Below are 13,491 nucleotides of genomic sequence, written 5' to 3'. Positions count from 1 at the left end.
GGGCGGAAGCAGAAAAGCAGTATGCTTCCGCTGCATCTAAAATATAAAAAGAAAGATCATTAGGAGGAAAATATCATGAAAGAAATCACATACACGATCACAGATCCGGAAGGAATCCATGCAAGACCGGCAGGTGTCTTAGTAAAAGAGGCAGCAAAGTTTACAAGCAAGGTTATCATCGCAAAGGATGGAAAAGAAGTGGATGCCAAGAGAATCTTAGGCCTTATCGGACTTGGTGTAAAATGTGGACAGGAAATCGTTTTAAAGACCGAGGGTGAGGATGAGGACGCAGCCATCGAAGCACTTGGCAAGTTTTTGGAAGAAAATCTGTAAGACAGGATAGCGGGTAAGCGCTCGTAGTAGTTTAGCACAGTAACGAAGAGAGGGCGATGAATATGAAATTAGAAGGTAAAAGCGTTTTTAGCGGAATAGCAATCGGAAAGTGCAAGATCTTTGGAAAGAAGGATCAGGTCGTAAAACGTAGCAAGGTCACAGATACGGATCTGGAGATCAAGCGTTTTACCCAGGCAAAGGAGCAGGCAAAGAGCCAGTTGGCAGCCCTTTACGAAAAGGCATTAAAAGAAGTGGGCGAGGCAAATGCCGCCATTTTTGAAGTGCATCAGATGATGCTGGATGATCTGGATTATGTGGAGTCTATCACCAATATGATCTCATCCCAGGGCATCAATGCAGAGTATGCCGTGGCAACGACAGGCGATAATTTTGCCGAAATGTTTGCAGCCATGGATGATGATTATATGAGAGAGCGGGCAGCAGATGTCAAAGATATTTCCAATCGCGTCATCCATATCTTGCAGGGCGGCAGTGAGCAGGCAGGACTGGGAGACCAGCCGGTCATCGTTTTGGCAGATGATCTGGCACCAAGTGAGACCGTGCAACTGGACAAGTCCAAGGTGCTTTCCTTTGTGACCCGTCATGGATCCACCAATTCGCATACAGCGATCCTGGCGAGAACCATGAATATTCCGGCGCTTATTGGAGTAGATTATCCCGAGGATGCAGAAGGTCATATGGCTGTCGTGGATGGCAGAAACGGTGTCTTTCTATTGGATCCGACGGAGGAAGAATTGACAAAGTATGAGGCACTTCGCCAGGAAGGAGTAGAAAAAGCAAGACTTTTACAGGAATTAAAGGGCAAAGAGAATGTCACGAAAGCCGGCAGGAAGATCGCCCTTTATGCAAATATCGGTGGTGTTGGCGATGTGGCAAGTGTACTTGCTAATGATGCCGGCGGTATCGGACTTTTCCGCAGTGAGTTTTTGTATCTGGAAACAGAGGATTATCCGAGCGAGGAACAGCAGTTTAAGGCGTACCGGACAGTCGCAGAGAACATGGCTGGCAAAAAGGTCATTATCCGAACCCTTGACATCGGTGCGGATAAGCAGGTAGATTATTTTGGACTGGAACATGAGGAAAACCCGGCGATGGGATATCGTGCCATCCGTATCTGTCTGGATCGCAAGGAGATCTTTAAGACGCAGTTGCGCGCGATTTACCGTGCATCTTATTATGGCAATATTTCCATCATGTTTCCTATGATCATCTCTGTGGATGAAGTCAAGGCTGCCAAAGAGATGTGTGCGACCGTGCAGGAGGAGTTAAAGAGTGAGGGCATTCCGTATGGAAAGGTGGAACTCGGTATTATGATCGAGACACCTGCGGCGGTCATGATCTCGGATCTTCTGGCAAAGGAAGTTGACTTCTTTTCGGTTGGAACTAATGACTTGACCCAGTACACACTGGCGATCGACCGTCAGAACCCGAAACTGGATAATATCTATGATGCACATCATCTGGCAATCCTTCGGATGTTGCAGATGATCATTGATAATGGACATAAGGAAGGCTGCTGGGTCGGCATCTGCGGTGAACTTGGTGCAGATGTGACTCTCACAGACACATTCATTAAAATGGGCATTGATGAACTTTCGGTCAGCCCGTCTATGATCTTAAAGGTCAGAGAACAGATCCGAAATAGCGATGCCAAATAATTTGATAAGCAGATGGCGGATGTTTGTTATGCTATCCGGACATTCGTCTGACTTTTGCCCCGTCGTCCCTGACTGCGCTGTGGGATGACGGTATATAGAAACCACCTTTGTAAGACAGAGGTGGTTTTTTTTCTTGCCTGCCTGTGGTAAGATAGGAACGTGAAGAAAGAAGGTAAACAAAAGATGAAATACGATATTGTTTTATTTGATTTGGATGGAACGCTTTTGAATACATTGGAGGACTTGGCGGACAGCGTGAATTACGTGATGATGCAGATGGGATATCCGGTGCATCCGTTGGAGAGTATTCGGCAGTTTGTTGGAAATGGTATCCGCATTCTCATGGTCAAGGCAACCCCACAGGGAGAGGAAAATCCACGTTTTGAAGAAGCCTTTGCCATGTTTAAGGCTTATTATCTGACCCATAATCAGATCAAGACCAGACCTTATGATGGTGTGATGGAACTTTTGCACGATTATGAGGAGCAGGATATGCCTATGGCGATCGTGACCAACAAAAATCAGGAGTCTGTAGATGTGCTGGTGCGTGATGTTTTCAAGAACCATGTGCGTGTTGCGGTGGGCGATGACGGTATCCGTCCAAGAAAACCGGCAGCAGCCCCGGTGGAAGAAGCACTACGCAGACTGCGTCAGGTCTACGCCGACCGGTCATGGGCGCGCATGGGCGTAGAGGATGCCTTATCCGAGGAAGACTGGCTGGAATGGATCAAGCCGCACGTCCTGTATGTAGGTGATTCGGATGTGGATGCAGCGACAGCAGAAAACTCCGGTGTGGATTGTGCCCTGTGTGCATGGGGATTTCGCGAGGAATCTCTGCTTGAGACCTTGCCACATGTGGTCTTGTTACATAAACCATTAGAATTAGAAGCATTCGTGAGAGGTTAAATATGGGTTTAAAAAAGGCATATTGCCGTGTATATCAATGGATTTATAATATTGGAATGAAAGTGGTCAAATGGAAGGAGCCAGAGCGCTTGGAGGGCGTGGATAGTTTTCACAGTATCCCGGAGATCTTGGAGCAAGCAGGTGTCTGGGCGCCTATGATCGTCACCGGACCCCGCATTGGCAAGACCGGATTTTTGAAAGATCTCTACAATGATCTCTCCGAGCGATCGGTCATCTATGATCAGGTGCATCCTGATCCGACGATCTCACAGATCGAGGAAATGTATCAGATCTATCAAGACCATGACTGTGACAGCATCATTGCGATTGGCGGTGGTTCCAACATGGATGCGGCAAAGGCACTGGCGGCGCGTGTTGCCCGCCCGGATAAGTCTTTGCAGGACATGAAGGGACAATTAAAGGTCGGCCGGCAGGTTCCTTTTTTTGTCGCTGTTCCAACCACAGCCGGAACCGGTTCGGAGACGACCATTGCAGCAGTTGTGACGGATGATGCCGAGAACCACAAGTATGCCATCAATGATCCGGTATTGGTGCCGGATTATGCCGTGATGGATCCAAGTCTTACTGTATCCCTGCCTGCAGATATTACGGCAGCGACCGGTATGGACGCGCTGACGCATGCGGTGGAAGCCTATCTGAGTTGGACTTACCGCACGGAAGAGACTATCGAATATTGCGAAGAGGCGGTCACGGCGATCATGGGATTTTTGCCGGAAGCCTACGAACAGGGAGATTCTCTGGAAGCCAGGGAAGAAATGCTGATCGCATCCTTTAAGGCGGGGGCAGCCTTTACACGAGCCTGCGTCGGAAATGTGCATGCCATTGCGCATACGATCGGAGGGCTTTATCATGTGCCGCATGGTCTGGCGAACGCGGTGGTCCTGCCGATCGTCTTAGAAGACTACGGATCGGCGGTCTATGGAAAATTAGCGCGCCTTGCAACCCTTTCACAGGTGGCTTGCGAAGGAAGCGAGGCAGAACGTGCCAAAGAATTTATCAGACATATCAGACAAATGAATGAACACATGGGTATCCCGGAGCATCTGCCGCAGATCCGCGAGGAAGATATTGCACAGATGGCAGAGTGGGCAGATCAGGAAGCCAATCCCCTCTATCCGGTGCCTGTGATTTACGATAAAAAGCATTTTGAGGAAGCGATCCGAAAAGTTGCTGGAAAGTAGGAGGTAGACAGAATTGATAAACATTTACAGAACGGACAACCGTATCATCTCCGAAATAGATCAGTTCGATACCGGTGCATGGGTAAAACTTACCGCACCGTCACTGGAAGAATGTGCAGAGATCAGTGATCGTTTTCATATGGATATCGCAGATGTGCGGGCGGCCCTCGATGATGAGGAGAGTTCCCGTATCAATCTGGAAGATGAATATACACTTATTCTGGTGGATATCCCATCAGCAGAAATGCGTAACAACCGCCATTCCTATACCACAATCCCGCTGGGGATCTTGATTGCAGAAGATGTGGTGATCACGGTATGTGCGGAGGAGACTGCCGTACTGCGTTCCTTTGTGGAACAACGTGTGCGCGATTTCTCCACCAAAAAACAGATGCGTTTTACCTATCAGATCTTATACAATGCCTGCATGGTCTATCAGAGCCTGCTGCGCAGTATTGACAGAAAGCGTACTGAGATCGAGGAAAGAATCGATCAGAATACCGAGGATGTTGACTTGATCGACCTGCACGAATTGGAATCCAATCTGGTCTACTTTGCTACGTCACTGCGTGCAAATGGTGTGGTGTTGGATCGTTTGACACGTTATGGGAGGCTCCGTCAGTATTCGGAGGATCAGGAACTATTAGAGGATGTGATCATTGAGAACAGACAGGCGATCGAGATGACACAGATCTATCGTGACATCATCAATGGTACCAGAGAACTGATGTCGACGGTCATCAACAATCGCCTGAATAATGTAATGAAATATCTGGCAGCGATCACGATCGTTATGTCCATCCCGACGATCATATCAGGACTCTGGGGCATGAACGTCGGTGGCAAATGGATGCCGTTTTCGTCCACACCGCATGGTTTCGCGATCATCTGTGTGATAACGCTGCTGCTTTGCATCGTGGTTATGCTTTGGCTTCGGAAGAAAAAGATGCTTTAGCCTGAGCAAACTCGTCTGTGATTTGACGAAAGACCTGCATGATACGAGGATCAAAAGAAGTGCCGTCTTCATCTAAGAGAATGGAGACGGCTTTTTCATGCGAAAAAGCGTCTTTGTAACTGCGCTGGCTGGTCAGAGCATCGTAGACATCCGCGACAGCCAGAATACGTGCGCTGAGGGGTATATCTTCGCCGGCAAGTCCTTTTGGATAGCCGGATCCGTCCCATTTCTCGTGATGGTAATATGCCATGTCTCTGGCATCGCTTAAGAAACTGTCCTCGCCAACGATCTCAACCGCATGGGTAAGCGCCTGACCGCCAAAGGTGGAGTGTTGGCGCATAAATTCCATTTCCTCCGGGCTGAGACGTGAAGGCTTTAAAAGGGTGTTGTCGGAAATACCGACCTTGCCCAGGTCATGCAGTGGAGCACCGCGAAGCAATCTTACCTTGTAGTCCGGTGTGATCGCATCCGGGAAGGTATGTGCCTTGTCTAAGGCATTCAAGAGTATCTCGAAATATTTTGCCGTGCGTCTGACGTGGGAGCCGGTCATACCGTCACGGATTTCCAACAGGTCATTTAAACTGGCGACCAGTGCCGTCTCTACGCGTGCGACCTGCTCTGTCTTTTGCATGATGATCTCTTCCAGGTGATCCTGATAATGTGCCAGATCCAACTGGGTGCGGATACGCATGCGCATGATCTGGGGCTGCAAGGGCTTATGGATGTAATCGACTGCGCCCAGTTCCAGTCCGTGGATCTCATCGGCAACATTGTCCTGTGCTGTCAAGAAAATGATAGGTGTGTCCTCGGTCTGTGGCAGGGAACGGATGGCTTTCAATGTCTCGAAACCGTCCACTTCCGGCATTTGGATATCGAGCAGGATGATGTCTGGTGTATGTTTTTCTAAATAACGAAGAGCCATTTTGCAGGAATTGGCTGTGACGACATTGTAGTAGTCATCCAGTGCTTCCTTGGCGGTACGCAGGTTGATGCCGCTATCATCTATGATTAAAACTGTTTCCATACTGTCAAACTCCTTGTGGTGTTTATAATGAGGTCGGAAGATCCTGACCGGCAAATCTGCCGCTGGCTCCGCAAGGGAGGGTAAGTCCGTTGCAGGAAACAGGAAGACCGATTTCTTCTGCGGCTACACTTCCCGGATAGCCTTTTAAGGCGGTTGAAATCATATAGTGCAGTACAGCAGGCTGCAAGCCTGTGGTGTATGAGTTTACAAGGAAGAAAAGTGGCTGGTCGGTCAGCAGTTGCGCACACAATTCTATGAGCGGATAGATGGCATCCTCGATCTTCCAGATCTCACCCTTAGGACCACGTCCGTAAGATGGCGGATCCATAATGATGGCATCGTAGTGATTGCCGCGTCGGATCTCGCGCTCTACGAACTTTTTGCAGTCATCCACGATCCAGCGGATCGGGGCATCGGCAAGACCGGAGGATACGGCATTTTCCTTTGCCCAGGTGACCATGCCTTTGGACGCATCTACATGTGTGACTGCGGCACCGGTTGCTGCCGCGGCGATCGTTGCACCGCCGGTATAGGCAAAGAGATTTAATACTTTGATCGGGCGATCCGGGTGCTCTTTCTTCCTATTATATATAAGTGTGGAAAACCAATCCCAGTTGACTGCCTGTTCCGGAAAAAGACCGGTGTGTTTAAAACTGAAAGGTTTCAGATGAAAAGTCAGGCTGCCGTTATGGTTGACATAGAGATTGTCGTTATCGGTGTGGGGCAGTTGATAAGTGATGCTCCACTGCTGTGGCAGATCAAAGAACTCCCACTCGCCACCACCTTTTTTGCTGCGGTGATAGTGCCCGTTTAGTTTCTTCCATTCGCTGACCTTCTTTGGGGTGTTCCAGATGACCTGTGGGTCCGGGCGGAGCAGGGTGTATTTTCCCCAGTGCTCCAGTTTCTCACCGCCGGAGCAGTCGATGACTTCGTATTCTTTCCAATGGTCTGCTATCCACATAATGATTCCTCGCATTCTATCTATCGTATCGTTCGATTTGTATTCTTCTTATTGCTTCTATATTATATATGAAGAAAGACTAAGATGCCACTGAAAATATTGTATGCGAAAAAATACAATATTTATTCAAAAAACCTTGCAAGTATTGATTTTATCATGTATATTAGATGTTGCTGTGACATTGATAGCGTTGAAGCGTGAGGTTGCTGCCGATTATCACCATAGTAATCTGGCAGGTTTTCCGTGGAGCGAATGTCAAGTTAGGAAACTGGCGACAAGTCACTGTACAAAATATAGTCTACCATTGTGTAGAGACACGTGTGTTAATCTTTAGGACACACACGGAGAAGTGTACAGTCACCGCTTGTCGTACTATTGAAATAAGTGCGAAGGAGGCGACTTTTTTTATGGCAACTCAGGTTATGAGAATCACACTCAAGGCATATGATCACGAATTAGTTGATGCATCTGCTAAGAAAATCATCGAGACTGTTAAGAAAAACGGATCACAGGTGAGTGGACCGGTACCACTTCCGACAAAGAAGGAAGTTGTTACTATCTTAAGAGCGGTACACATGTACAAAGATTCCAGAGAACAGTTCGAGCAGAGAACTCATAAGAGACTCATCGATATCATGACACCTACCCAGAAGACAGTTGATGCATTGCAGAGACTCGAAATGCCAGCTGGTGTTTACATCGATATCAAGATGAAGTAAGAAGTTAACAAGGTTAACGATCCGGTATAGGTTTATATAGAAGCAACATTTATGTTCCACTTATATTGCCTGTTCTAGGATGATCGCTACGGCGATCCGCTGTAGAAAAACAGGAGGAAAGAAAATGAAGAAAGCTATTTTAGCAACAAAAGTCGGAATGACTCAAATCTTCAATGCTGATGGAGTTTTAACTCCTGTAACTGTTTTACAGGCTGGTCCTTGTGTAGTAACACAGATCAAGACTGTTGAGAACGACGGTTACGAAGCAGTTCAGGTTGGTTTCGTTGACAAGAAAGAAAAGGTAGTCAACAAGGATGCCAACGGCAAGAAAGAAATCAGAAACAGACATGGCGTCAACAAGGCTGAGAAGGGACACTTCGATAAGGCTGGTGTTTCTGGAAAGAGATTCGTAAGAGAATTTAAGTTTGAAAATTGCGCAGATTACAATCTTGCAGATGAGATCAAGGCTGACATCTTTGAAGAAGGTGACAAGATCGATGCTACAGCAATTTCAAAGGGAAAAGGATTCCAGGGTGCTATCAAGAGACTTGGTCAGCACAGAGGACCTATGGCTCATGGTTCTAAGTTCCATCGTCATCAGGGTTCCAACGGTGCTTGTTCTTCACCAAGTAAGGTATTCAAAGGAAAAGGAATGCCTGGACACATGGGAAGCGTTAAGGTTACAATCCAGAACCTTGAAGTTGTACGCGTAGATGCAGAGAATAACCTGCTTTTGGTAAAGGGTGCTGTTCCAGGACCTAAGAAGTCTTTAGTTACAATTAAAGAGTCTGTAAAGTCAGGTAAGTAATCGATAGTAGGAAAGGAGGAACTTTACGATGGCTAAAGTATCCGTATACAATATGGAAGGCAAAGAAGTTGAGACAATGGAACTTGACGATGCTGTTTTCGGTGTTGATGTAAACGAGCATTTAGTTCACATGGCAGTTGTCCAGCAGCTTGCAAATAACCGTCAGGGAACTCAGAAGGCAAAGACACGTTCTGAAGTTCGTGGTGGTGGTAGAAAACCATGGAGACAGAAGGGAACAGGTCATGCAAGACAGGGTTCTACAAGAGCTCCACAGTGGACAGGTGGTGGTGTTGTATTTGCACCAACTCCAAGAGATTATTCATTCAAGTTGAATAAGAAAGAGAAGAGAGCAGCACTTAAGTCTGCATTATCTTCCAGAGTAGCAGAGAATAAGTTTGTTGTAGTTGACGAGTTGAAGTTCGATGCGATCAAGACAAAGGATTTTGCAAAGGTAATGAGCAACCTTGGTGTTGAAAAGGCGCTTGTTGTTATCAATGACAACGACACAAATGTTGTTATGTCAGCAAAGAACATTCCTACTGTTAAGACTGCTTCAACAAGCACGATCAACGTATATGACATCTTGAAGTACAACACAGTTGTTGTAACAAAGGATGCTGTTAATACAATTCAGGAGGTGTATGCATAATGGCTAACGTACAATATTATGATGTAATCCTCAAACCTGTAATCACAGAGAAGAGCATGAATGCAATGGCTGAAAAGAAGTACACATTTCTTGTTCATCCAGAAGCAAACAAGACAATGATCAAGGAAGCAGTTGAAAAGATGTTCGAAGGAACAAAGGTTGCTTCCGTTAATACAATGAACAACGATGGCAAGGAAAAGAGACGTGGCAGAAGCGTAGGCAAGACTGCTAAGACTAAGAAGGCTATCGTTCAGCTTACAGCAGATAGCAAGGACATCGAGATCTTCGCAGGGCTGTAAGTCGAAAGCAAGATTATGCGTCATGTTTAGACGCGATAAGTAAAACGTAAAAGTAGCGAAAGGAGAATTACAATGGGAATTAAAACTTATAACCCATATACACCTTCCAGAAGAAATATGACTGGCTCTGATTTCTCCGAGATCACAAAGAAGACTCCTGAGAAGTCTCTTACAACTTCTTTAAAGAAGAACGCTGGTCGTAACAATCAGGGTAAGATTACAGTTAGACACCAGGGTGGTGGAAACAGAAGAAAATATAGAATTATCGATTTCAAGAGAAAGAAAGATGGAGTTCCTGCAACTGTTATCGGTATCGAGTACGATCCAAACAGAACAGCAAACATCGCATTGATCTGCTACGCAGACGGCGAGAAGGCTTACATCCTTGCTCCTGAAGGACTTGCTGATGGCATGAAGGTCATGAACGGACCGGAAGCAGAAGTACGTGTTGGTAACTGCCTTCCGCTGGCAAACATCCCGGTTGGTACTTTAGTACACAACATCGAGATGTATCCGGGCAAGGGTGGACAGTTAGTTCGTTCCGCTGGTAACAGCGCTCAGTTGATGGCTAAAGAAGGCAAGTATGCAACTCTTAGACTTCCATCAGGCGAAATGAGAATGATTCCTTTGAACTGTAGAGCATCTATCGGTGTTATCGGCAATGGTGATCACAACCTTGTTAAGATTGGTAAAGCTGGTCGTAAGCGTCACATGGGTATCCGCCCAACTGTTCGTGGTTCTGTTATGAACCCTAATGACCATCCACATGGTGGTGGTGAAGGTAAGGCACCAATCGGACGTCCGGGTCCATGTACACCTTGGGGCAAGCCTGCACTTGGTTTGAAGACCAGAAAGAAGAACAAACAGTCTAACAAGCTTATCGTAAGAAGAAGAGACGGTAAGGCTATCAAATAAGGAGGATCATTATGGCTCGTTCATTAAAAAAAGGACCATTTGCTGATGAAAGCTTATTGAAGAAGATTGATGCAATGAACGCATCAGGCGACAAGAGTGTTATTAAGACATGGTCACGCCGTTCAACAATCTTTCCACAGATGGTAGGACATACAATCGCTGTTCATGACGGAAGAAAGCATGTGCCTGTATATGTTACAGAAGATATGGTAGGACACAAGCTTGGTGAGTTCGTTTCTACAAGAACTTACAGAGGTCATGACAAGAACGAAAAGAAATCAAGAGTACGCTAATTAATTTTTGAAAGGAGGTTTCACATCATGGCAAAAGGACATAGATCCCAGATTAAACGTGAGAGAAACAGTCAAAAAGATACTAGACCTTCAGCAAAGTTATCTTATGCTAGAATGTCAGTTCAGAAAGCTTGCTTCGTATTAGACGCTATTCGCGGTAAGGATGTTCAGACAGCTCTTGCTATCGTAACTTATAATCCAAGATACGCTTCAAGCATTATAGAGAAGTTATTAAAGTCAGCAATCGCAAATGCTGAGAACAATTACCCAGACAAGAACTACAGCCTGGAAAACCTTTATGTTGCAGAGTGCTATGCAAATAAGGGCCCAACAATGAAGAGAATTAGACCAAGAGCACAGGGTAGAGCTTACAGAATCGAAAAGAGAATGAGCCACATTACTGTTGTGCTTGATGAAAGATAGGAGGCAATCATGGGACAGAAAGTTAATCCTCACGGCTTAAGAGTCGGTGTGATCAAGGATTGGGATTCTAAGTGGTATGCTGAAGGTGAATTCGCTGACTACTTGGTTGAAGATTACAATATCAGAACATTTCTTAAGAAAAAGTTATATGCAGCTGGCGTATCTAAGATCGAGATCGAAAGAGCAGCCGGAAGAGTTAAGGTTATCGTTTACACAGCAAAGCCTGGTGTTGTAATCGGTAAGGGCGGCGCTGAGATCGAGAAGGTTAAGGCTGAACTTCAGAAGTTGACAGACAAGAAGCTTGTTGTTGACATTAAGGAAGTTAAGAGACCTGACAAGGACGCTCAGTTAGTTGCAGAGAATATCGCAGCACAGTTGGAGAACCGTGTTTCTTTCCGTCGTGCTATGAAGTCTTGCATGTCAAGATCTATGAAGACCGGTATCAAGGGTATCAAGACAAGCGTTTCCGGACGTCTTGGTGGTGCTGATATGGCTCGTACAGAGTTCTATTCAGAAGGTACTATTCCGCTTCAGACACTTCGTGCAGATATTGATTATGGATTCGCTGAGGCTGACACTACTTATGGCAAGGTCGGCGTAAAGGTTTGGATCTACAAAGGAGAAGTACTTCCTACAAAGGGAAATAAGGAAGGAGGAGCCAAATAATGTTAATGCCTAAGAGAGTAAAACATCGTAAGCAGTTCCGTGGATCTATGACAGGAAAGGCTTTACGAGGCAACAAGATCGTAAACGGTGATTTCGGTATTGTTGCTATGGAACCATGTTGGATTCGTTCTAATCAGATTGAAGCAGCCCGTATCGCTATGACACGTTATATCAAGCGTGGTGGTAAGGTCTGGATCAAGATTTTCCCTGATAAGCCTGTTACAGCAAAGCCTGCTGAAACTCGTATGGGTTCCGGTAAGGGAGCTTTGGAGTACTGGGTAGCTGTTGTTAAGCCAGGTCGTGTATTATTTGAAATCTCCGGGGTACAGGAAGATGTCGCTAGAGAGGCTCTTCGTCTTGCTACACACAAATTGCCTTGCAAGTGCAAGATCGTTTCTCGTGCGGATTTGGAAAGCGAGGTTGCAGCAAATGAAAACTAAGGAATATGTTAACGAATTAAAGAATGCATCTGTTGCAGATTTGAATGCACAGTTGGTGGAAGCAAAGAAGGAACTTTTCAATTTAAGATTCCAGAACGCAACCAATCAGTTAGAGAATACAGCAAGAATCAAAGAAGTTAGAAGAAACATTGCACGTATTCAGACAATGATTACTGCAGCTGATAACAAGTAAGCAGTTCGGAATTTTAAAGGTAGAAAGGAGACAATATCGTGGAAGAAAGAAATCTTAGAAAAACACGTGTAGGTATTGTTGTAAGCGATAAGATGGATAAGACAATCGTTGTTGCTGTTAAGGATAACGTAAAGCATCCACTTTACAACAAGATCGTTAAGAGAACTTATAAATTAAAGGCTCATGACGAGAACAACGATGCACACATCGGTGATACCGTCAGAGTTATGGAAACAAGACCATTATCTAAGGATAAGAGATGGAGACTTGTTGAAATCATGGAAAGAGCAAAGTAATTAGAAGGAGGCTACAAACATGGTACAGCAGGAAAGTAGATTAAAAGTAGCTGATAATACAGGTGCTAAAGAAATCCTTTGCATTCGTGTTATGGGCGGTTCTACAAGAAGATATGCAAATATCGGTGACGTGATCACCGCTACTGTTAAAGATGCAACACCAGGTGGTGTTGTTAAAAAGGGCGATGTCGTTAAGGCAGTAGTTGTACGCTCCAAGAAGGGTGCCCGTCGTAAAGATGGTTCTTATATTAAGTTTGACGAGAATGCTGCAGTTATCATCAAAGATGACAAGACCCCAAGAGGAACTCGTATTTTTGGACCTGTAGCTAGAGAGCTTCGTGAGAAACAGTTTATGAAGATTGTTTCCCTTGCTCCGGAAGTATTATAGGAGGTAGTACGATGGCAACAATGAAGATCAAAAAGGGCGATACCGTTAGAGTAATCGCTGGTGCAGATAAGGATAACGAAGGAAAAGTTATCGCTGTAAATCAGAAAAATCATACAGTTTTGGTTGAAGGTGTGAACATGATCAAGAAGCACACAAAGCCTAGCATGGCAAACCAGAACGGTGGAATCATCGAGCAGGAAGGACCAATCGACATTTCAAATGTTATGCTTCTTGTTGATGGTAAGACAACCAGAGTTGGTTTTCAGATGGACGGAGACAAGAAAGTCCGCGTAGCAAAAGCAACTGGTAAAGTGATCGATTAATATAACGAGAGGAGGCAAA

General features: G+C 45.5%; 20 protein-coding genes. 18 read left to right on the top strand and 2 right to left on the bottom strand.

What is annotated here, in order from left to right:
• Window positions 1-75 precede the first annotated feature (75 nt).
• From DW183_RS01470 to DW183_RS01450, 5 genes are all read left to right on the top strand, one after another.
• A complete protein-coding gene (locus tag DW183_RS01470; protein WP_118280306.1) occupies window positions 76-333 on the top strand; it encodes an HPr family phosphocarrier protein in 258 nt (85 codons plus the stop codon).
• Between the two features lie 62 nt (window positions 334-395).
• Entirely contained in the window at window positions 396-2,012 is a 1,617-nt protein-coding gene (gene ptsP / locus DW183_RS01465) for a phosphoenolpyruvate--protein phosphotransferase (protein ID WP_118280691.1), read from the top strand.
• A 183-nt stretch (window positions 2,013-2,195) separates the two neighbouring features.
• Window positions 2,196-2,918: an HAD family hydrolase gene (locus DW183_RS01460; protein ID WP_118280305.1), complete on the top strand. Its 723-nt coding sequence runs from the start codon at window positions 2,196-2,198 to the stop codon at window positions 2,916-2,918.
• Between the two features lie 2 nt (window positions 2,919-2,920).
• Entirely contained in the window at window positions 2,921-4,120 is a 1,200-nt protein-coding gene (locus DW183_RS01455) for an iron-containing alcohol dehydrogenase (protein WP_118280304.1), read from the top strand.
• A gap of 13 nt (window positions 4,121-4,133) precedes the next feature.
• Complete coding sequence (locus tag DW183_RS01450; protein ID WP_118280303.1) at window positions 4,134-5,075, top strand: magnesium transporter CorA family protein; 942 nt, start codon at window positions 4,134-4,136, stop codon at window positions 5,073-5,075.
• On the opposite strand, the gene DW183_RS01445 is transcribed toward DW183_RS01450, so the two are convergent.
• The gene (locus DW183_RS01445) at window positions 5,041-6,099 is read right to left on the bottom strand and encodes an HD domain-containing phosphohydrolase (protein ID WP_118280302.1); all 1,059 of its coding nucleotides are present in this window, start codon (window positions 6,097-6,099) and stop codon (window positions 5,041-5,043) included. The two genes, DW183_RS01450 and DW183_RS01445, sit on opposite strands and share 35 nt — an antisense overlap.
• 22 nt (window positions 6,100-6,121) lie before the next feature.
• Window positions 6,122-7,060, bottom strand: coding sequence for a class I SAM-dependent methyltransferase (locus DW183_RS01440; RefSeq protein ID WP_118280301.1), 939 nt, complete (start codon window positions 7,058-7,060; stop codon window positions 6,122-6,124).
• Window positions 7,061-7,467: 407 nt separating this feature from the next.
• On the opposite strand from DW183_RS01440, the gene rpsJ reads away from it, so the two are divergent.
• The 13 genes from rpsJ (at window position 7,468) to rplX (ending at window position 13,472) form a co-directional block, all read left to right on the top strand.
• Window positions 7,468-7,779 (top strand): 30S ribosomal protein S10, encoded by a 312-nt coding sequence (rpsJ, locus tag DW183_RS01435; protein ID WP_118280300.1) that lies wholly within the window; start codon window positions 7,468-7,470, stop codon window positions 7,777-7,779.
• 124 nt (window positions 7,780-7,903) lie between these two features.
• The gene (gene rplC, locus DW183_RS01430; protein WP_118280299.1) at window positions 7,904-8,587 is read left to right on the top strand and encodes a 50S ribosomal protein L3; all 684 of its coding nucleotides are present in this window, start codon (window positions 7,904-7,906) and stop codon (window positions 8,585-8,587) included.
• A 28-nt stretch (window positions 8,588-8,615) separates the two neighbouring features.
• A complete protein-coding gene (gene rplD / locus DW183_RS01425) occupies window positions 8,616-9,236 on the top strand; it encodes a 50S ribosomal protein L4 (RefSeq protein WP_118280298.1) in 621 nt (206 codons plus the stop codon).
• On the top strand, window positions 9,236-9,535 hold the full coding sequence (rplW, locus tag DW183_RS01420; RefSeq protein WP_118280297.1) for a 50S ribosomal protein L23: 300 nt from the start codon (window positions 9,236-9,238) through the stop codon (window positions 9,533-9,535). Before rplD ends, rplW begins: the two co-directional genes overlap by 1 nt.
• A 72-nt stretch (window positions 9,536-9,607) precedes the next feature.
• The gene (gene rplB, locus DW183_RS01415) at window positions 9,608-10,450 is read left to right on the top strand and encodes a 50S ribosomal protein L2 (protein ID WP_118280296.1); all 843 of its coding nucleotides are present in this window, start codon (window positions 9,608-9,610) and stop codon (window positions 10,448-10,450) included.
• Between the two features lie 11 nt (window positions 10,451-10,461).
• Entirely contained in the window at window positions 10,462-10,743 is a 282-nt protein-coding gene (gene rpsS, locus DW183_RS01410; RefSeq protein ID WP_118280295.1) for a 30S ribosomal protein S19, read from the top strand.
• 27 nt (window positions 10,744-10,770) lie between these two features.
• The gene (gene rplV / locus DW183_RS01405; protein WP_118280294.1) at window positions 10,771-11,166 is read left to right on the top strand and encodes a 50S ribosomal protein L22; all 396 of its coding nucleotides are present in this window, start codon (window positions 10,771-10,773) and stop codon (window positions 11,164-11,166) included.
• Between the two features lie 9 nt (window positions 11,167-11,175).
• Window positions 11,176-11,832 carry a 30S ribosomal protein S3 gene (gene rpsC, locus DW183_RS01400; protein ID WP_118280293.1) on the top strand — a complete coding sequence of 219 codons (657 nt, stop codon included), beginning with the start codon at window positions 11,176-11,178 and terminating at the stop codon, window positions 11,830-11,832.
• Window positions 11,832-12,272 (top strand): 50S ribosomal protein L16, encoded by a 441-nt coding sequence (rplP, locus tag DW183_RS01395; protein ID WP_118280292.1) that lies wholly within the window; start codon window positions 11,832-11,834, stop codon window positions 12,270-12,272. Before rpsC ends, rplP begins: the two co-directional genes overlap by 1 nt.
• Entirely contained in the window at window positions 12,262-12,465 is a 204-nt protein-coding gene (rpmC, locus tag DW183_RS01390) for a 50S ribosomal protein L29 (RefSeq protein WP_118280291.1), read from the top strand. The genes rplP and rpmC overlap by 11 nt, the downstream gene beginning before the upstream one ends.
• A gap of 38 nt (window positions 12,466-12,503) precedes the next feature.
• Window positions 12,504-12,761 (top strand): 30S ribosomal protein S17, encoded by a 258-nt coding sequence (gene rpsQ, locus DW183_RS01385; RefSeq protein WP_118280290.1) that lies wholly within the window; start codon window positions 12,504-12,506, stop codon window positions 12,759-12,761.
• Between the two features lie 19 nt (window positions 12,762-12,780).
• Window positions 12,781-13,149: a 50S ribosomal protein L14 gene (gene rplN / locus DW183_RS01380; protein ID WP_118280289.1), complete on the top strand. Its 369-nt coding sequence runs from the start codon at window positions 12,781-12,783 to the stop codon at window positions 13,147-13,149.
• 11 nt (window positions 13,150-13,160) lie between these two features.
• Complete coding sequence (rplX, locus tag DW183_RS01375; RefSeq protein ID WP_118280288.1) at window positions 13,161-13,472, top strand: 50S ribosomal protein L24; 312 nt, start codon at window positions 13,161-13,163, stop codon at window positions 13,470-13,472.
• Window positions 13,473-13,491 lie beyond the last annotated feature (19 nt).

This window comes from Roseburia sp. AM16-25 (assembly GCF_003473825.1).
Classification (GTDB): Bacteria; Bacillota; Clostridia; order Lachnospirales; family Lachnospiraceae; genus Pararoseburia; species Pararoseburia lenta.
The sequence above is the reverse complement of the archived record's forward strand: the minus strand, read 5'-3'. Positions and strand labels throughout refer to the sequence as shown.